Genomic DNA, 17,317 nt, shown 5'->3' with positions numbered 1-17,317 from the left:
GTGAGTCCGTCGATACCCCGTCCTGGAGCGGTACGCCGCGCCGCGGGCGCCGCCGGATGATCTCCTCCGGCGCGTGTTCGATCCGGCCAGGATGGGCAGGGAACTCCTCGTGACCACGCGACCCGATCCGCCCCTCCCCGGTGTCGGCCGGCGCGGTCACGCCTGTCGTGCCCGCGTCCGGCGTCGGACCGCGCACGGCACCCGCCTTTTGGTCTAGACCATTGCCGGTACCAAGGGGCACAATGCGTTGCATCGGCGATACGTCGAAGGCACCGCCCCAGCAGTTTGGCCGTGAACCCCATCGGGAGGAACCCGCCATGCGTATTGGAGTGCTCACCGGAGGCGGCGACTGCCCCGGTCTCAATGCTGTGATCAGGGCTGTTGTTCGCAAGGGTGTCAGCGTTTACGGGCACGAGTTCGTCGGCTTCAGGGACGGCTGGCGCGGCCCCCTCGAGGGCGACACCATGCCGCTCGACATCCAGGCCGTGCGAGGGATCCTGCCGCGGGGTGGCACGATTCTGGGTTCGTCCCGCACGAACCCGATCAAGATCGAGGGTGGCGTCGACCGGATCAAGGACAACCTCACCGCGAGCGGGATCGACGCCTTGATCGCCATCGGCGGCGAGGACACCCTCGGTGTCGCCCGCCAGTTGTCCGACCGTGAGGTCAAGGTGGTCGGCGTGCCCAAGACCATCGACAACGACCTGTCCGGCACCGACTACACCTTCGGCTTCGACACCGCCGTCAACATCGCCACCGAGGCCATCGACCGGCTCCACACCACCGCCGAGTCCCACCACAGGGCGCTGATCTGCGAAGTCATGGGCCGTCACGCGGGCTGGATCGCGCTGCACGCGGGCATGGCAGGCGGTGCCAACGTCATCCTCATCCCCGAGAAGCCGTTCGACATCGACCGTGTCTGCGAGTACGTCGAGTCGCGCTTCCGCACGCGCTACTCACCGATCATCGTGGTCGCCGAGGGCGCCCACCCCCTCGAGGGCCAGATGACACTGCAGGCGAGCGAGCTCGACGCCTTCGGCCACGTACGGCTCGGCGGCATCGGCGAGATGCTGGCCAAGGAGATCGAGAAGCGCACCGGCAAGGAGGCCCGCACGACCGTGCTCGGCCACATCCAGCGCGGCGGCACGCCGACCGCCTTCGACAGGGTGCTGGCCACCAGGTTCGGGCTGCAGGCCATCGACGCGGTCCACGCCGGCGACTTCGGCACGATGGTGGCGCTGCGCGGCACCGACATCGTGCGCGTGGGGCTCGACGAGGCCACCTCGGAGCTGAAGACCGTCCCGGTCGAGCGCTACGAGGAGGCCGAGGTCTTCTTCGGTTAAGCGGATTGCAAGTGGCGGGCCGTACCGTGAGGGCAGAGCGGGAGACCGCTCCATTCCCTCCGGGTACGGCTCGCCCCTGATTGTCGCGGCCCATGATGAAGGGGGCGAGCCGTACCCGCCGGATGCTGTCGCTCTCGCCGTCCCCGCAGGCCGGAGGGCCGGGAGAAACGCCGCGAGGGCCGCGGCGGATCCGGGATCGCCCCGGCCGCCGCGGCCCTCGCGTGCGGATGTCTCAACCCCGTGGGTGCTGCTGGGGCCGGCCGTAGGGCGCCTGCGTCCTTCTAGGGAGGGGGCCGCCCGCCTGTGGGGCGGCGCCGTACTCGGGTCTGCCGTACTCCGGCCGTCCCTGCTCGCCCAGCCCCTGCGCGGCACGGCCGCGCTCCTGCCGCCCGTGCACGGGCCGCCCCTGCTCGGGCAGGCCCTGCGGGGGCAGGCCCTGCGGGGGGCGGCCGCGCTGCGACCGGCCCTGCGCGGGCGGGCCCGCGGGCACGGGCGCGCGAAGGGTCTGGGCGCTCTCGGCCGCCTGGCGGCGCCTCTCGAGGCGGGCCATCAGCTCGGCGTCCTCCTGCATCTCCGCCTGCGACGGAGACAGGATGACCATCAGCAGCATGGTCAGCGTGATGAGGCTGACCACCGTCATCAACGGCACGAGAAAGGACAGCGCGTCCGCGCCGGCCACGTGCCCGGATGCGGTGTGGAGCTGGACGCTCATCCCGAACATGCCCGTGTAGTGCATGCCGGCGACGGCGACACCCATGATCAGCGCGGCGCCGGTGATCGCCAGGGCCCGCCTGACGCGCAGGGTGAACCATAGAGCGACCGTCGCGGCGACGACCGCGATGACGACGGAGGCGCCCACGAACGTCGGGTCGTAGGTGACGTGGGCCGACATGTTCATGGCGTACATGCCCATGTAGTGCATGGCGGCCACGCCGAGCCCGGTCAGCAGGCCGCCGCCGAGCAGGGCGAGCACCTTGGCGCGGCCGAAGGAGACCAGGAACAGTCCCGCGCCGACCACGACGACGGCCACCAGCGCCGAGGCGACGGTGAGCGGGACGTCGTACCTGATCTCGGTGCCCTCGACGTCGAAGCCCATCATGGCGATGAAGTGCATGACCCAGATGCCGGTGCCGCCGATGGAGATGGCCGCGCCGATGAGCCATCGCGCACGCGAGGAGCCGGTCGAGGCGTTGGCCTGAGCGGTGAGCCGTAGGCCGAGCATCGAGCCCATACACGACATCACGTACGCGAGGATCGGCGTGAGCGGACCCTGGGTGAAATGATTCATGTTGTGACAATCCTTGCCATAGGGATCTTCCGGATTGTCGCAGCGCGTCTATCCCATTTGCATGGATAGCTCAACTATCTGTCAATCTCCTCTGTCGGAAACGTGAGAACCTCTCATGGGCGATGCCTTCTGGCGGGCGATCGCGGTCTTCAGGGTCGCGTCGCTGATCTACGCGGCGGTGCTGATGCTCCAGCACGAGGGCTTCGCCCACCCGGTCGCCGGCTGGACGGTCATCGCGATCATGGCGCTGTGGACCGCGGCCGCCACCGTCTGCTACTCCGTCGAGGCCCTGCGCGGCTGGCCGCTGCTGACCGTCGACATGCTGGTGGCGCTGGGCTGCCTGCTGGCCACGCCGTACGTGCAGGGTTCCTTCCAGGGGCAGCTCGGCAGCATGCCGGTCCCCGCGATCTGGATCGCCGGCCCCGTCCTGGCCTGGGCCGTGTACGGCGGGCGCCGCCTGGGCGGGGTGGCGGCGGCGATCGTGGCGGGCACCGACCTCTGGGTGCGGATGGCGGGGCCCGGCTCCCCGATCCTGATCAACGGGGCGGTCCTGCTGTTCATGGCGGGAGTCGTCGTCGGGCACGTGGCGCGCCTCGCGGTACGGGCCGAGGAACGCATGCAGCGCGCCGTCGAGATGGAGGCCGCCCAGCGCGAACGCGAACGGCTGGCCCGCGGCATCCACGACTCGGTGCTGCAGGTGCTGGCGCTGGTCAAGCGCCGTGGTCAGGAGCTCGGCGGCGAGGCGGCCGAGCTGGGCAGGCTGGCCGGGGAGCAGGAGGCCGCGCTGCGCGAGCTGGTCGCGGTGCGGACCGCGCCGACGGGGGCGGCGGATCTGCGGGCGCTGCTCATGAGGTTCGGCTCGGCCCAGGTGACGATCTCCACGCCGGCCACGCCGCTGGTCCTGCCCACCGGCGTGGCCGAGGAGACGGCGGCCGCCGTACGGGCGGCGCTGGACAACGTGCGCGCCCACTGCGGCGAGCGGGCGCGGGCCTGGGTGTTCGCCGAGGAGGGCGACGGCGAGGTGACGGTCAGCGTGCGCGACGAGGGCCCCGGCATCGCCGCAGGACGGCTGGAGCAGGCGCGCGCCGACGGGAGGCTCGGCGTCGCCCAGTCGATCAAGGGCCGGGTGGCCGATCTGGGCGGCAGGGTGTCGATCCTGTCCACGCCCGGCGAGGGCACCGAGGTGGAGATCACCGTGCCCGCGCCGCTTCGCCGGCGGTCCTGAAGGTGGCGGCCCTTAGAGTGACGGCATGGTGCGGGTGATGGTGGTCGACGACCATCCCATGTGGCGCGACGCGGTGGCCAGGGACCTGGCCGAGGCGGGGTACGAGGTGGTCGCCGCCGTGGGCGAGGGACGGCAGGCGCTCCGGGTGGCCGAGGCGGTCAGGCCCGACGTGGTCGTCCTCGACCTGCAGTTGCCCGATCTGTCGGGGGCGCAGGTGGCCAGAGGGCTGCCCGGGGTGAAGATCCTGGTGCTGTCGGCGAGCGCCGAGCAGGAGGACGTGCTGGAGGCGGTGAAAGCCGGCGCCTGCGGCTACCTGGTCAAGTCGGCCGGCCGGGAGGAGTTCCTCGACGCGGTGGCGCGGACCGCCGTGGGCGACGCGGTCTTCACGCCCGGGCTCGCGGGGCTGGTGCTGGGGGAGTACCGCCGGCTGGCCGCCGAGTCGCGCACGCGGCCGGAGGGTCCCCGGCTGACCGACCGGGAGACCGAGGTGCTGCGCCTGGTGGCCAAGGGGCTGTCCTACAGGCAGATCGCCGACCGGCTCGTGCTCAGCCATCGCACGGTGCAGAACCACGTCCAGAACACGCTCAACAAGCTCCAGCTCCACAACCGCGTCGAGCTGGTCCGTTACGCGATCGAGCAGGGGCTTGACGAGGACCTCTGACGGACGACCGCACGCCGGGCGGGTCTCGCCGCCGCGCGGCGGACTAAACTCGTAAGGTCGCGGCGTTGCAGATGGGGCCGCGTTCCCACATTCCTCCCGGAGGTTCCCGCCATGACGATGTCCGCCCTGGGCGAGCCGTGCGTGCTGCTCAAGCTGGGGGAGATCGTCCTGAAAGGCAAGAACCGCGAGCTGTTCGAGCGCAGGCTCGTCGGCAACATCCGCGCCGCCCTGAAGGACTTCGACCTCAAGACCGACGTGCGCCAGCGCCACGGCGTCATCGCGATCTTCCTGCCCGAGGGCACCGGCGTCGAGGTCGCCGACCAGGTGGCCCAGCGCGTGACCGACGTGCCGGGCCTGGTGTGGATCCACCGCGCGTGGCGGGTCGCCAAGGACCCCGACACGGTCGTCAAGGCCGCGCTGGAGCTGATCAGGGACCGCGAGGAGGTCAGGCGGGGCGCCAAGTTCGCGGTGCGCTCGCGCCGCCGCGACAAGCGCTTCCCGCTGCGCTCCAACGAGCTCGACCGGCTGGTCGGCGGCACCATCAACGACACCTACGGCCTGCCCGTCGACCTGAAGAACCCCGAGCTGACCGTCTACATCGAGGTCGACCGCGACGAGGTCTTCGTCTTCACCGACGGGCTGCCCGGGCAGGGCGGCCTGCCGGTGGGCAGCAGCGGCAGGGCCCTGGTGCTGATGTCCGGCGGCATCGACTCGCCCGTGGCCGCCTACCGCATGATGCGCCGCGGGCTCCACGTCGACTTCCTGCACTTCTCCGGCATCCCCTTCACCACCTCCGAGTCGATCTACAAGGCGTACGCGCTGGTGCGCAGGCTCGACCGCTTCCAGGGCAAGTCGCGGCTGTGGGTCGTGCCGTTCGGCAAGGCACAGCAGTCGATCAGGACCTCAGGGCAGGACCGGCTGGCCGTGATCGCCCAGCGCCGGCTCATGCTGAAGACGGCCGAGGAGGTCGCCCACCGCATCAGGGCGGGCGCGCTCGTCACCGGCGACGCGCTCGGCCAGGTCTCCTCCCAGACGCTGCAGAACATCACCGCCCAGGACAACGCGGTCGACTTGCCGATCCTGCGACCGCTGATCGGCTGGGACAAGACCGAGATCATGGCCGAGGCCCGGCGGATCGGCACGCTGGAGATCTCCGAGCTGCCCGACGAGGACTGCTGCAGCCTGCTGGCGCCCAAGCGCGCCGAGACCCGTGCCAAGATCGAGGACCTCAAGCTGATCGAGAAGCGCCTCGACGCGGAGGAGCTCGTGGTGCAGCTCGCCGACTCGATCCAGGAATACACCCTCTGACGGGCCACGGCGTCCCATGCCCGGCAGTCCCATGCCAGAGGAGCGGGGGGATTATCAGGCCCGGTGAGCGGGCGGGGTCTCCTCCCGGCCCGGCCCGAGGCCGTCGCGGATCGGTCGCCGCATGAGGAGCGCGTAGAGCGCCGCGGCGACGACCATGCCCACGGGTCAGCTGCAGGACGTCGCTGACGGTGCCGAGGAAGTCGGAGACGAGCAGCGCGTACAGGGTCAGGGCGACGGCGACGGCTCCGTCGACGATCACGCTGAGGGAGCGGCGGACGCGGACGCCGACGGCCTGCAGGGCCATGCCGGCGCTGTAGGCGGTCAGGGCGTTGATGGCGATCGTGCCGAGGACCAGCGCAAGCAGGAAGGCGGGCGTGAACCAGCCGGGCAGGATCTTCTCCAGCGCGGTCTACGGGTCGGTCATGTCGACCGCGGTCGCGGCGAACGCGCCCAGGGAACAGACGATGACGCTGGGCAGGAAGCTGCCCAGGGCGGTCCATCCCACGATCGCCTTCGGTGACGAGGCGCGGGGCAGGTAGCGGGAGAAGTCGGCGCTGGTGGTGTACGACAGCGGGCCGGAGGCGATGAGGGTGACACCGGCGACGAGGGCCGGCCCACCGGCCTGCTCCTGGAGGACGCCGCCTGCGAGCTGGTCGAGCGCGGGTGCCCGCCACCGCCGGCCCAGCCGCGACCTCACCCAGCCCCCGCACGGCCCCGGCCAGGCGCTCACCGCTCTGGAGGCGCTGCGGGGCATGACGGTCAACGCCGCCTACGCGGCGGGCGAGGAGCGCCAGGCAGGCCGGATCGGGCTCGGCCACCGCGCCGACCTCACCGTCCTCGCCGGCGACCCGCTCACCACCGCCGCCACCGGCCTGCCCGACCTGCCCGTGCTGCTCACCGTCCTCGACGGGCGTCTCACCCACCGCGACGCGAGCCTGTGAGCCGTCCCGTCAAGGGGTCCGTCCCGTCAGAGGTCCGTCCCATCAGGGGGGCCGTCGCGCTCAGGGGGTGTCGACCTTGAAGGGATCGTGCTCGGCGAGGAGCTTGTCGAGGCGCGCCTGGTCGACCCGGTTGGTCATCGCGCTCAGCTCCTGCCGGTCGCGTACCACCTTGGCCAGCGTGAACGCCGACGTGATCACGTAAAGGACGCCGACGGTCAGGAAAGCCCTGATCCATCCGGAGACCGGCAGGTAGGCCACGCCGATCGCCACGGCGGCGAGCGACACGCCGAAGGACAGGACCGCCTGCACGTAGTAGGCGGTGGTCTGGGAGGGCTGGATCGGTTTGCTCATGGCTCGATGATGAGACGCCACGAGTGCCCGACACATGCGGAGAAATACTTAGTTACTCATGAGTACGGCAGGCGGTTCGTGGCGCGCCGGCCGTACCAGCCCTGAGCCCCCTGCCTGGTCAGACCGCGACCGTGTCGCCGGTCAGGCCCTTGCCCAGCAGGGCGGGGAAGGTCCGCATGGTCGTGGCCAGCTCGCGCAGGTCACCGTCGACCAGGGCCTGCGGGCCGTCGCACAGCGCCTGCTCGGGGTGCGGGTGCACGTCCACGATGACGCCGTCGGCGCCGACCGCGATCGCCGCGCGGGTCAGCGGCAGCACCAGGTCGCGGCGGCCGCCCGAGTGGGACGGGTCGATGATGACCGGCAGGTGCGAGAGCCGCTGGGCGACCGGGACGGCGGAGACGTCCAGGGTGTTGCGGGTGGCGGTCTCGAAGGTGCGGATGCCGCGCTCGCACAGCACGATGTCGAGGTTGCCGCGCTGGGCGATGTACTCGGCGGCCATGAGCCACTCCTCGATGGTGGCGTTCATGCCGCGCTTCAGCATGACCGGCTTGCCCGCCGCGCCGACCGCCTGCAGCAGCGCGAAGTTCTGCGCGTTGCGCGTGCCGACCTGCAGCATGTCGGCGTAGGAGGCGACGAGGTCGACGTCGTGGGCGTCCACGACCTCGGTCACGACCGGCAGCCCCGTCTCCTCGCGCACGTCGGCGAGGATGCGCAACCCCTTCTCCCCGAGCCCCTGGAAGGCGTACGGGGAGGTGCGCGGCTTGTAGGCGCCGCCCCGCAGCAGTGTCGCGCCCGCGGCCTTGGCCATCTGGGCGGCCTCGAGCGTCTGCTGCGGCGTCTCCACCGCGCAGGGCCCCGCGATGAGCGTCACGGTGTCGGGGCCGATCGGCACCCCGCCGACGTGCACGGTGGACCTGTCCGGGTGGTTCTCCCTGCTCACCAGCTTGTACGGCGTCGACACCCGCATGACGTCGCGCACCCCGCTCATGCCGCGTAGGTTGACGGCGCTGAGCTGCGTGACGTCGCCTACCAGCCCGATGATCGTGCGCTGCACCCCCCTGCTGACGAACGCCTCCACGCCTGCCGCCTGCACGAGGCCGACCACCGCCTCGACGTCGCCCTGCGTCGCCTCGGAGCCCATCACGATGACCATGTTCTCTCCTCGAAAATGACGAAGGCCCCGGGTCCTCATGGACCCGGGGCCTTCGTTCGCCTGTGTGCTAGCGCATCACCAGATGGCGAACGGTCCGATCGGGTCCGTCGCCATACCAAAACAGGAAGGTGATCCGCATAGTCCGGCAATAGTAGCGCATGCCGGAGACCTGACAAGCCAGGCACCGCGTCCGCGACGCCGCACCCGGGATGGGAGGATGGCCTGGAACACAGTCGGTGAGGGAGTGATCGTGGAGGAGTCGCGCCTGCCCCCAGGCCAGTACATCCCACGCGGCCGACCCGTCATCCACTACGGCCGGGTGCCCCGTTTCAAGCCGGACACCTGGGACTTCCGGGTCTTCGGCGCGACGGCGTCGGGCGAGGAGCACCGCTTCACCTGGACGGACTTCGGGCGACTGCCCCGGACGTCGGTTCTGGCCGACTTCCACTGCGTGACCAAGTTCTCACTCATGGGCAACGAGTGGTCGGGCGTCACCCCGCAGACGATCATCGCGGCCGCGCCGCCGGCCGCCGGCGTCCGCCACGTGATGATCTGGGCGGAGTACGGCTACAGCGCCAACCTCAGGATGTCCGACCTGACCGCACCCGGCACGCTCTTCGCCACGGAGCTGGACGAGAAGCCGCTGGCGCCCGAGCGAGGCTTCCCGCTGCGCATCGTCGTCCCGCACCTGTACGCGTGGAAGAGCGTCAAGTGGGTGCGCGCGGTGGAGTACCTGGTCGAGGACAGGCGCGGCTTCTGGGAGGAACGCGGCTACCACAACGTGGCCGACCCGTGGAAGGAGCAGCGCTACTCCTACCAGGAGGAGCCGGGGGAGGGCCCGCCGCCCTAGCTCTCGCTCCGTTCCCGCCCGGACACAGTGCGTTGTTGGCTACCGTTACGCGCATGTCGACCACGGCTTGCGCGGTTCTGGCCGCCTTCGCGTTCGTCGCGGGGTTCGCCCTGGCCAGAAGGCGTCCCGTGCTCCCCGAGGGCCGCTGGAAGGGTGCGGCCACCTTCACCACGCTGCACGTGGCGGCGCTGGCGGCACCCGCGCTGCGGACGGGGCTGACACGGGAGTCGGCGCGCAGGGCCGTACGGCATCTGCGGGCGCTGCTCGGCACCTCGGCCGTCGCGATCACCTCCACGGACGCGGCGCTCGCCTGCGACGGGGCCTGCCCCGAGGAGGTGCTGGCGCACGCGCGCGCCTCGCTGGCCTCCGGGCGGCCGCACGTGTTCGCGGGCGAACCGAACGGCGCGGTCGTGGTCCCGCTGACGGTCGAGGGCACGGTGGTGGGCGCGCTGGCCGCCTACGACCGGCAGGTGAGCGCGGCGCTGGTGCGCACGGTCACCGAAGTGGGCAGGTGGGTGTCGGGGCAGCTGGAGCTGGCCGAGCTCGACTCCTCCAGGCGGCGGGCGATGGAGGCGGAGCTGCGCGCGCTGCGCGCCCAGATCTCCCCGCACTTCGTCTACAACGCGCTGACCACGATCGCCTCGTTCGTCAGGACCGACCCGTGCCGGGCCCGCGAGCTCATCCTCGACTTCGCCGACTTCTCCCGCTACGCGCTGCGCAGGGCCCGCGACTTCACCACCCTGGCCGACGAGCTGACCTGCGTGGACCGCTACCTGCTGCTGGAGCGGGCCCGCTTCGGCGACCGGCTGCGCTTCAGCGTGCAGGTCGCGCCCGAGGTGCTGCCGGTGCCGGTGCCGTTCCTGTGCCTGCAGCCGCTGGTGGAGAACGCCATCAAGCACGGCATGGGCGGCCGCGACGGCGTCGGCGAGGTCAGGATCGTGGTCCGCGACGCCGGCCCCGAGGCGCACATCACGGTCGAGGACGACGGCACGGGCATGGAACCCGAGACCGCCCGCCGGCTGCTGGACGACGACCCGCACCGCGGGGGCGGCGGCATCGGCCTGGCGAACGTGGACGTCAGGATGCGGCAGATCTACGGCGAGGACTACGGCCTGGTCGTGGAGACCGGCGTCGGCGCCGGCACCAAGGTGAGGCTCCGCGTGCCCAAGAGCCACCATAGCTCTTTGTAGTCAAATCTTTACGCAAAGCTGGCGTGTCACTTGTGACGTGCGCGTTCTTGAGGCAGCGTAAAGGTCATGCTACGCGTGCTGGCCGTCGACGACGAGGTCCCCGCCTTGGCGGAGCTGGCCTACCTGCTCCGTCAGGACGCCAGGGTCGAGCATGTCGCGACGGCCTCGGACGGTGTCACGGCGCTGCAGGACATGGTGCAGATGATCGGGGCGGGAGAGCGGCTCGACGGCGTCTTCCTCGACATCCGCATGCCGGGGCTCGACGGGCTCGACCTGGCCCGGCTGATCGGCGGTTTCCCCAGTCCGCCCCGGCTGGTGTTCGTGACCGCCCACGACGACTGCGCGGTGCAGGCCTTCGAGCTCGAGGCGGTCGACTACCTCCTCAAGCCGGTGCGCGCCGAACGCCTCGCCGAGACGGTGCGCAGGCTCGAGGCGGCCGCCGCCCCCGCCGCCGACCACGGCTGTGACGACGTCATCCCGGTCGAGCTCGGCGGGGTCACCAGGTTCGTGCCGCAGCAGGCGGTGTGGTACGCCGAGGCCAAGGGCGACTACGTGCGCCTGCACACGCCGGACGGCGGCTACCTGGTGCGCATGTCGCTGGCCGCGCTGGAGCGCCGGTGGGCGGGCGCGGGCTTCATCAGGGTGCACCGCAGCACGCTGGTGTCCGCCCGCCATGTCAGCGAGCTGCGGTTCGACGGCGGCCGGGTGACGCTGACCGTCGGCAGGGAGACGCTGCCCGTCAGCCGCCGCCACACCAGGCAGGTCAGGGAGCAGCTGGTGCGGCAGTACAAGGCGTTCACGTGAGCGGCAGGCGGGTGCTCGTGGTCAGGCGGCCCGCTCTTCGGCGCGGTCCCCGGCGGCGTGCCGTCGTGCCGCGGGCCCCCGTGCCGCTCGCCTCTGACGGTGCCGTCAGTGACGCGCGGGTCAGGGCGCTCATGGGCAGGCAGGCCAGGATCGCGCTGGCCACGGTCGCGGCGGTGCTCGCCGCGCTGGTCGCCCTGCCGCTGCTGACGGCGCGGGGCGACTGGCTGGTGGTGACGATGGCCGTCCAGCCGCTGTGGGTGGTGCTGGCCGTGCTCCAGCTCAGACGGGCGGAACGCGCGGAACGCGACAGGTGAGCGGCGGCAGCGTCGCCGCGTCGGCGGTCGGCATCGCGTTCGTGGTGGTCATCTCGGTGGTCGTCGGCGTGGTGCGGCCGCGGCGCTACACCAGCGCCGCGGAGTTCTACGTGGCGGCGCGGACCGTCCGGCCGTGGTGGAACGGGGCGGCGATCAGCGCGGAGTTCACCTCGGCCGCGGCCTGCCTGGGGCTGGCCGGCCTGATCGCCCTGCACGGCGCGTCGGCGCTGTGGTACCCGGTGGGCGCGGCGGCGGGCTACGTCGTCGTCATCGCCCTGGTGGTGGCGCCGCTGCGCCGCTCGGGCACCTTCACGCTGCCCGACTTCGCCCAGTGGCGGCTCGGGTCGGTCGCCCTGCGCAGGTTCGCCACCTGGCATGTGCTGGCGATCGGCCTGCTCTACCTCGTCGCCCAGCTCCACTCGGCGGGGGTGGTGCTGCGCGTGCTGACCGGGATGCCGACGTGGACGGGCTGGGTCTCGGTCACGCTCGTCTCGGTCGTCGTCACGCTGGCCGGGGGCATGGGCAGCGTGACCAGCGTGCAGGCGGTGCAGTACTGGCTCAAGCTGGTCGTCTTCACCGGGGTCGCGCTGGTGCTGTGGTGCGCCTGGCGGTGCGGGGGGCGGGGCGGGGCGCGGGCGACGGCGGGGTTGGAGGGGTTCGAGGGGTTGGCGGCGCCGTACGGGGAGGCGCTGGCGGGGGCGGGCGAGCCCTCGCTGCCGGGTGTGCTGGCCGTGCTGCTGGTGTGCGCGCTCGGCACCATGGGGCTGCCGCACATCATCGTGCGCGTCTACGCCAACGGCGACGCGCGCGCCGCGCGGCGCTCGATCGTGGCCACCCAGGTGCTGCTCGGCGTCTTCTTCCTGGTGCCGCCGCTGTACGGCATCCTCGGCCGGGTGCACGTGCCCGGCGCCCGCGAGGAGGAGGTCGTGCTGCTGCTGCCCGGGGCGCTGCTGCCGGGGACGGCCGGAGACGTGCTGACCGGGCTGCTGGCGGCCGGGGCCTTCGCCGCCTTCCTGGCCACCTCCTGCGGCGTGCTGGCCGCCGTGAGCGGCGCCGTGTCGGCCTGCGTGACGAGAGCGGGCGTGGGCGCCTTCCGCTTCGCCACGGCCGCCGTGGCGCTGGCGGCGCTGACCCTCACCTCGCTCACCACCCCCGGCACCTCCGTGATCGGCGTGCTGTTCGGGTTCTGCCTGTCGGCGGCGACCTTCTGCCCGTTGCTGGTGCTCGGCATCTGGTGGCGGCGGCTGACCGCCGCGGGCGCCGCAGCCGGGCTGGTGGTGGGCGGCGGGCTCACCGCGGCCCTCGCCGCCGGCGACCTGGCAGGCGTGAAACTGGGGGCGGTGTCCGTGTATCACATGGCGTTCACCGTGCCGCTCGCCTTCGTCGCGATGGTGGTGATTTCCCTGGTCACACCAGGTCGGGTACCTATGGGGGTGGATCGGATGATGGCCAGGATGCACCTGCCCGAACCGATCGCGGGCCCCGCCGACGACCACTCGTCGTCCGGGAACGACCGCTCGTCGCGGCAATACTCTCCGTACATCGATGACTACTGACCGTTTACCGAGCTGTCGCCCAACGGGGTTTCAGCTGCAAGATCGCGACCGTAGTGTTTCCGCATCGGAGAGCCACTCCGCCGCATCAGAGGGACGAGCCACCCGGCTCATACGGGCCTGATGCGCGGATCCCTCCGGTGACCTGCCGGTCACCGAACGGTGGTCGGGCCCTTTACCGGGGGGTAGGGCCCGCACGCCGTAGACGTGAAGGGGCGCCCGCTGTGGCCGCGTGCTGAACCGCGATCCGGCCATACGGGGGCGGCCGGATCGCGCGAGCGGCGCGCCCCTTTACGTCTCCACGGGCCCGGCGGAGCTCAGGAGTCGCGCAGCTTCTTCAGCAGCTCGATGTCGTCGCGGTGCTTGTCGGCCTTGCCCGGCGTCTCGATGCAGATCGGCACGCCCGCCACCGCAGGGTGCCGCATCAGGTCGGCGAACGGCTGCGCGCCGATGTGGCCCGCGCCGATGTTCTCGTGGCGGTCCTTCTTCGACCCGCACACGTCCTTGGAGTCGTTGGCGTGGATCAGCTTCAGCCGTCCCGGCGCGATCCGGTGGAGGGCGTCGAAGGTCTGCGTGACCCCGTCGGCGGCGGCCAGGTCGTGGCCCGCCGCGAAGGCGTGGCAGGTGTCGAGGCAGACGCCGGCCTTGGGATGCCAGTCGAGCGCCGCCAGGTAGGGCTCCAGGTCCTGGACGGTGGCGCACAGCATCGCGCCCTGGCCCGCCATCGGCTCCAGCAGCAGGTCGGGGCCGTCGTCGGGGATCTCCTCCAGCAGCGGCAGCAGGTGCTCGCGCAACTGGCGCAGCGCGTCGTCGCGGGACTGGCTGACCGCCGAGCCCGTGTGGACGACCACGCCCCTGGAGCCGGTCTCGACCCCGCGCCGCAGCGTGTGGCGGGTGACGGCGATCGAGTTGGCCAGCGTCTCGGGGCTCGGCGAGCCGAAGTTGACCAGGTAGGGCGTGTGGATGAAGGACAGGACGCCGGACTCGGCCAGCTTGGCGTCCTGCTCGGGTCTGCCCGCCGCCAGGGCCCAGCCGCGCGGGTTGGTGACGAACACCTGGACCATCTCGGCGCCGATCTCGGCCATGTACTTCAGGCCGCCCGTGGCCAGGCCGCCGGTGACGGAGACGTGTCCGCCGATGAGAGATGTAGCGCTCATGATGGGGCCAGTCTAGGCGCACGCGGTGACATCCCAGGTGGGAGTCAGTGCCAGGGCACCTCGGGGGAGCGGTAGAAGGTCACCGACTGTGCCTGCCAGCGGGGCGCCTGGGCGGCCAGCCGTCCCCGGTAGTCCTCCCAGGAGCGGGCGGCGGCGGGCGACCAGCCGATCTCGGCGATGCCGGGCAGGCGCGGGTAGGCCATGTACTCCAGCGCGTCGGGCGTCTCCAGCGTCTCCGTCCACAGCGGGGCCTCGACGCCCAGGATGTCCTTCTCGGTCACGCCCTCGACGAGGGTGGCCGGATCCCACGCGTAGCTGTCGCCGACCTCGACCAGTCCAGCCCAGTCCAGGCCGTAGTCGGTACCGGCGGTGTATTTCATGTCCAGGTAGGAGCGGTCGGCGGGCGACATGATCAGCTTGGCCCCCCTGGTCACGGCAGCCACGGCGCGGTCGGGCTCGCGGGGGTTCCAGTGCTGGGCCACCTCGCCCGAGGTCATCTCCGCCCAGCCGGTCAGGCGCTTGCCGTACTTGTCGACGATCTGGTGGGCGCGCGTGACGAACTTCTCGTAGTCCTCGGGGTCGGTGCTGTGCGCCTCGTCGCCGCCCAGGTTCAGGTACGGCCCCGGCGTCAGCGCGGCCACCTCGCGCACGACGTCGTCGAGGAAGCGGTAGGTGACCTCCTTGCTCGTGCACAGCGAGCTGAAGCCCACCTCCCTCCCCCTGTACGGCTCCCGCGCCCTGCCGTCGCAGTTGAGCTCGGCGTAGGCGGCCAGGGCCGCGTTGGTGTGCCCGGGCGTGTCGATCTCGGGCACGACGGTGACGAACCGCTCGGCGGCGTAGCGCACGATCTCGCGGTAGTCGTCCTGGGTGTAGAAGCCGTCGGCCGCCAGGCGGGGCCAGCTCTTGATCTCGATGCGCCAGCCCTGGTCGTCGGTGAGGTGCAGGTGCAGGTGGTTGACCTTGTAGGCGACGGCCAGGTCGATGTAGCGCTTGACCTGCTCGACGGTGAAGAAGTGGCGGGCGACGTCGAGCATGACGCCGCGGTAGGGGAAGCGCGGCCGGTCCTCGACGCGGACGCCGTCGATCGTCCACGGCCCCGGCTGCGGGCCGGCGCTCTCGACCTTCGGGGGCAGGAGCTGGCGGAGCGTCTGCACGCCGCGGAACAGGCCCTCGGGGGTGGCGGCGGCCAGCCGTACCCGCTCGGGGGTGACGTCGAGGGTGTAGCCCTCCTGGCCGAGACCGCCCGCCGGGGGCCGGCTCGTCACCTCCAGGGTGATCTCCGCCTCCTGCCGTACGACGGGCAGCGCGTAGCCGGTGGCCCTGCGCAGCAGCCGGGCCAGCCCTTCGGCGACGGGCACCCCGCTCGCCTCGCGCACCCCGATCCGCGCGCCGGCGTCCAGGGTGAAGCCGCCCTCGCTCGCCCGCACGGAGACGGGCAGCGGGACCAGGGCCGGGCTCGTCGGGTCCTGCGCGTCGGCCGCGCACCCGGCGGCGAGGGCGGAGGCCGTCATGAGCGCGGCGAGTCGGCGGTGCGGCAACGGGCCCTCCCGAATTGTAAGGTTTCTTTACATATATCACCTACTGCAGGCGGAGGGCGAGGAAGAAGTCCACCCGGTCCTCGAGGCGCGACAGGTCCCTTCCGGTCAGGTCCTGGATGCGCTGGATGCGGTAGCGCAGGGTGTTGACGTGGACGTGCAGCAACTCCGAGCACCTGGTCCACGAACCCGAGCACTGCAGGAAGGCCTCCAGCGTGCCGACCAGGTCGGCCTTGTGCACCTGGTCGTAGGAGCGCAACGGGTCGAGCAGGCGCACCCTGAACATGTGGCGGACCTCGTCCGGCACCGACGCCAGCAGCAGGACGTGCGTCGCCAGCTCGTCCTGGCCCACGACGGCGTCGGGCCCGGGCTTGCCCTCGGCCATCCGGCGGGCGTACCTGGCCTCCTCGACCGCGCCGCGCAACCCCTCGACAGGGGCCGTGCCGCTGACGCCCACCGTCAGGCGGGCCCCGGCCAGCCCAGGGGCCAGCTCGCGCACGGCGGCGCGGACCCGCTCGGTGAGGCCGGGATCGTCGCAGGGCACGAGCGCGAGCGCCTCCTCGCCGACGACGCCGATCGCCAGCGGAGTCAGTCGGTCGCCCGGCGGCGGGCCGGTGCCGCCGGGCGTGGCCGCGTAGAGGATCTCCTTGACGACGGCGCGCAGCTCGGCGGGGCGCAGCGCGCCGTGCGCGGCGGCGGCCAGGGCGACGTAGCCCGGCGCCCCCGCCAGGCCGGTGACCTCCAGCCGGGGCAGGATGTCGCTGGGCCTGCCCTCGGTGACCACCAGGCGCACCAGTTCCTGGGCGATGCGCCCCTCCGGGCTGAGCCGGTCGTCCAGCCTGACCCGCTCCAGAGCGGCGACGGCGGCCAGCTCGCCCGCCAGCGCCTGACGCTCCTCCGGCCAGTCGGTGAAGCAGCCCTCGACGGCGACGAACCAGTCGGCCACCCTGGAGGTGGTCTGCTCGTCCACGGGGAAGATCGAGTACCCGTTCCGCGAGCAGGGCAGCCGCTTGACGGTCAGGAAGGTCCTGGCCATGGCGGCGGCCGTGTCGCGGTCCAGCGGGCTCGAGCCCGACACCAGGCGCCCCGACGAGGTGAGGACCCAGCACCGCATGCCGAGGTCACGCCCGATCATCTCCAGGACGGGGTCGAGCCCCGCCCCCGAGACGAGCTGGCGGTGCCGGTCGAGGACCGCGGTCACGTCGGAGGCCCTGGCCGTGGACAGGTGCCGCACGATGTGCTCGGTCACCTCGGCGAACGACAGCGCCTGCGGCACGTGGAAGAGCGGCATCCGATGCCGGCGGCAGGCGTCGACCAGGTCGGCGGGCAGATCGCCGCTGCGCGCCTCGCAGGCGCCGAGCCCCGAGGCGCCGGCCCTGGCCAGCGCCCTGACGAAGGTTTCGCTGTCGGCGGGCGCGCGCCGCCAGATCAGCCCGGTGAGGACCAGCTCGCCGCCGCTGAGATAGCGGCCCGGATCGAGCAGGTCGGTGGTGACGACCCACCTGATGGGCCGCTCCAGATCGTCGTGACCTGCCACGACGGACAGGCCCAGCTCGGTCATGCCGAGCAACGCGTTGAGCCGCATGTACTCGGAGGGTAACCGATGGGTGAACGGGACGTGCATTGGAGCATGACACGAAAAGA

General features: G+C 71.8%; 17 protein-coding genes. 10 read left to right on the top strand and 7 right to left on the bottom strand.

Translation table 11 applies throughout. The features are described 5' to 3' along the window. Window positions 1-317: 317 nt before the first annotated feature. Entirely contained in the window at window positions 318-1,343 is a 1,026-nt protein-coding gene (locus ACWEVS_RS22315) for a 6-phosphofructokinase (RefSeq protein ID WP_354910081.1), read from the top strand. A 232-nt stretch (window positions 1,344-1,575) separates the two neighbouring features. Here the strand turns inward: ACWEVS_RS22315 and ACWEVS_RS22310 are convergent, their stop codons facing one another. Next, window positions 1,576-2,631 (bottom strand): MHYT domain-containing protein, encoded by a 1,056-nt coding sequence (locus tag ACWEVS_RS22310; RefSeq protein ID WP_449921243.1) that lies wholly within the window; start codon window positions 2,629-2,631, stop codon window positions 1,576-1,578. A 115-nt stretch (window positions 2,632-2,746) separates the two neighbouring features. On the opposite strand from ACWEVS_RS22310, the gene macS reads away from it, so the two are divergent. From macS to thiI, 3 genes are all read left to right on the top strand, one after another. Further along, window positions 2,747-3,856, top strand: coding sequence for a MacS family sensor histidine kinase (gene macS / locus ACWEVS_RS22305; RefSeq protein WP_452412931.1), 1,110 nt, complete (start codon window positions 2,747-2,749; stop codon window positions 3,854-3,856). 25 nt (window positions 3,857-3,881) lie between these two features. Continuing rightward, window positions 3,882-4,517: a response regulator transcription factor gene (locus tag ACWEVS_RS22300; RefSeq protein WP_354910087.1), complete on the top strand. Its 636-nt coding sequence runs from the start codon at window positions 3,882-3,884 to the stop codon at window positions 4,515-4,517. Window positions 4,518-4,628: 111 nt separating this feature from the next. Continuing rightward, the gene (thiI, locus tag ACWEVS_RS22295; RefSeq protein WP_449921237.1) at window positions 4,629-5,825 is read left to right on the top strand and encodes a tRNA uracil 4-sulfurtransferase ThiI; all 1,197 of its coding nucleotides are present in this window, start codon (window positions 4,629-4,631) and stop codon (window positions 5,823-5,825) included. 409 nt (window positions 5,826-6,234) lie between these two features. Here thiI and ACWEVS_RS22290 read toward each other — a convergent pair whose 3' ends face one another. Continuing rightward, window positions 6,235-6,522: a cytosine permease gene (locus ACWEVS_RS22290; RefSeq protein WP_452553077.1), complete on the bottom strand. Its 288-nt coding sequence runs from the start codon at window positions 6,520-6,522 to the stop codon at window positions 6,235-6,237. On the opposite strand from ACWEVS_RS22290, the gene ACWEVS_RS22285 reads away from it, so the two are divergent. Continuing rightward, on the top strand, window positions 6,410-6,766 hold the full coding sequence (locus ACWEVS_RS22285; RefSeq protein ID WP_452553075.1) for an amidohydrolase family protein: 357 nt from the start codon (window positions 6,410-6,412) through the stop codon (window positions 6,764-6,766). The two genes, ACWEVS_RS22290 and ACWEVS_RS22285, sit on opposite strands and share 113 nt — an antisense overlap. Before the next feature lie 60 nt (window positions 6,767-6,826). Here the strand turns inward: ACWEVS_RS22285 and ACWEVS_RS22280 are convergent, their stop codons facing one another. Together ACWEVS_RS22280 and aroF are read right to left on the bottom strand one after the other, a co-directional pair. Beyond that, window positions 6,827-7,117 carry a YiaA/YiaB family inner membrane protein gene (locus ACWEVS_RS22280; protein ID WP_452553073.1) on the bottom strand — a complete coding sequence of 97 codons (291 nt, stop codon included), beginning with the start codon at window positions 7,115-7,117 and terminating at the stop codon, window positions 6,827-6,829. Window positions 7,118-7,235: 118 nt separating this feature from the next. Beyond that, entirely contained in the window at window positions 7,236-8,270 is a 1,035-nt protein-coding gene (aroF, locus tag ACWEVS_RS22275) for a 3-deoxy-7-phosphoheptulonate synthase (protein ID WP_452553071.1), read from the bottom strand. Window positions 8,271-8,487: 217 nt separating this feature from the next. On the opposite strand from aroF, the gene ACWEVS_RS22270 reads away from it, so the two are divergent. The 5 genes from ACWEVS_RS22270 to ACWEVS_RS22250 all read left to right on the top strand — a co-directional run bounded on the left by ACWEVS_RS22270 (window position 8,488) and on the right by ACWEVS_RS22250 (window position 12,984). Continuing rightward, window positions 8,488-9,120: a molybdopterin-dependent oxidoreductase gene (locus ACWEVS_RS22270; RefSeq protein WP_449921224.1), complete on the top strand. Its 633-nt coding sequence runs from the start codon at window positions 8,488-8,490 to the stop codon at window positions 9,118-9,120. Between the two features lie 53 nt (window positions 9,121-9,173). After that, window positions 9,174-10,310, top strand: a complete 1,137-nt coding sequence (locus tag ACWEVS_RS22265) for a sensor histidine kinase (RefSeq protein WP_449921222.1) — start codon at window positions 9,174-9,176, stop codon at window positions 10,308-10,310. Window positions 10,311-10,376: 66 nt separating this feature from the next. Next, a complete protein-coding gene (locus ACWEVS_RS22260; RefSeq protein ID WP_354910099.1) occupies window positions 10,377-11,114 on the top strand; it encodes a LytR/AlgR family response regulator transcription factor in 738 nt (245 codons plus the stop codon). After that, window positions 11,111-11,428 carry a hypothetical protein gene (locus tag ACWEVS_RS22255; protein WP_452553069.1) on the top strand — a complete coding sequence of 106 codons (318 nt, stop codon included), beginning with the start codon at window positions 11,111-11,113 and terminating at the stop codon, window positions 11,426-11,428. Before ACWEVS_RS22260 ends, ACWEVS_RS22255 begins: the two co-directional genes overlap by 4 nt. Continuing rightward, window positions 11,425-12,984, top strand: coding sequence for a sodium:solute symporter family transporter (locus tag ACWEVS_RS22250; protein WP_452553067.1), 1,560 nt, complete (start codon window positions 11,425-11,427; stop codon window positions 12,982-12,984). Before ACWEVS_RS22255 ends, ACWEVS_RS22250 begins: the two co-directional genes overlap by 4 nt. Before the next feature lie 314 nt (window positions 12,985-13,298). Here ACWEVS_RS22250 and ACWEVS_RS22245 read toward each other — a convergent pair whose 3' ends face one another. From ACWEVS_RS22245 to ACWEVS_RS22235, 3 genes are read right to left on the bottom strand one after another with little or no spacing between them, the layout of a single operon-like run. After that, window positions 13,299-14,138 carry a deoxyribonuclease IV gene (locus ACWEVS_RS22245; RefSeq protein WP_449921211.1) on the bottom strand — a complete coding sequence of 280 codons (840 nt, stop codon included), beginning with the start codon at window positions 14,136-14,138 and terminating at the stop codon, window positions 13,299-13,301. Window positions 14,139-14,182: 44 nt separating this feature from the next. Next, window positions 14,183-15,676, bottom strand: a complete 1,494-nt coding sequence (locus tag ACWEVS_RS22240) for a beta-N-acetylhexosaminidase (RefSeq protein WP_449921208.1) — start codon at window positions 15,674-15,676, stop codon at window positions 14,183-14,185. 40 nt (window positions 15,677-15,716) lie between these two features. Next, complete coding sequence (locus ACWEVS_RS22235; RefSeq protein ID WP_452412937.1) at window positions 15,717-17,297, bottom strand: PucR family transcriptional regulator; 1,581 nt, start codon at window positions 17,295-17,297, stop codon at window positions 15,717-15,719. Window positions 17,298-17,317 lie beyond the last annotated feature (20 nt).

The organism is Nonomuraea sp. NPDC003754 (assembly GCF_053605785.1).
The sequence above is the reverse complement of the archived record's forward strand: the minus strand, read 5'-3'. Positions and strand labels throughout refer to the sequence as shown.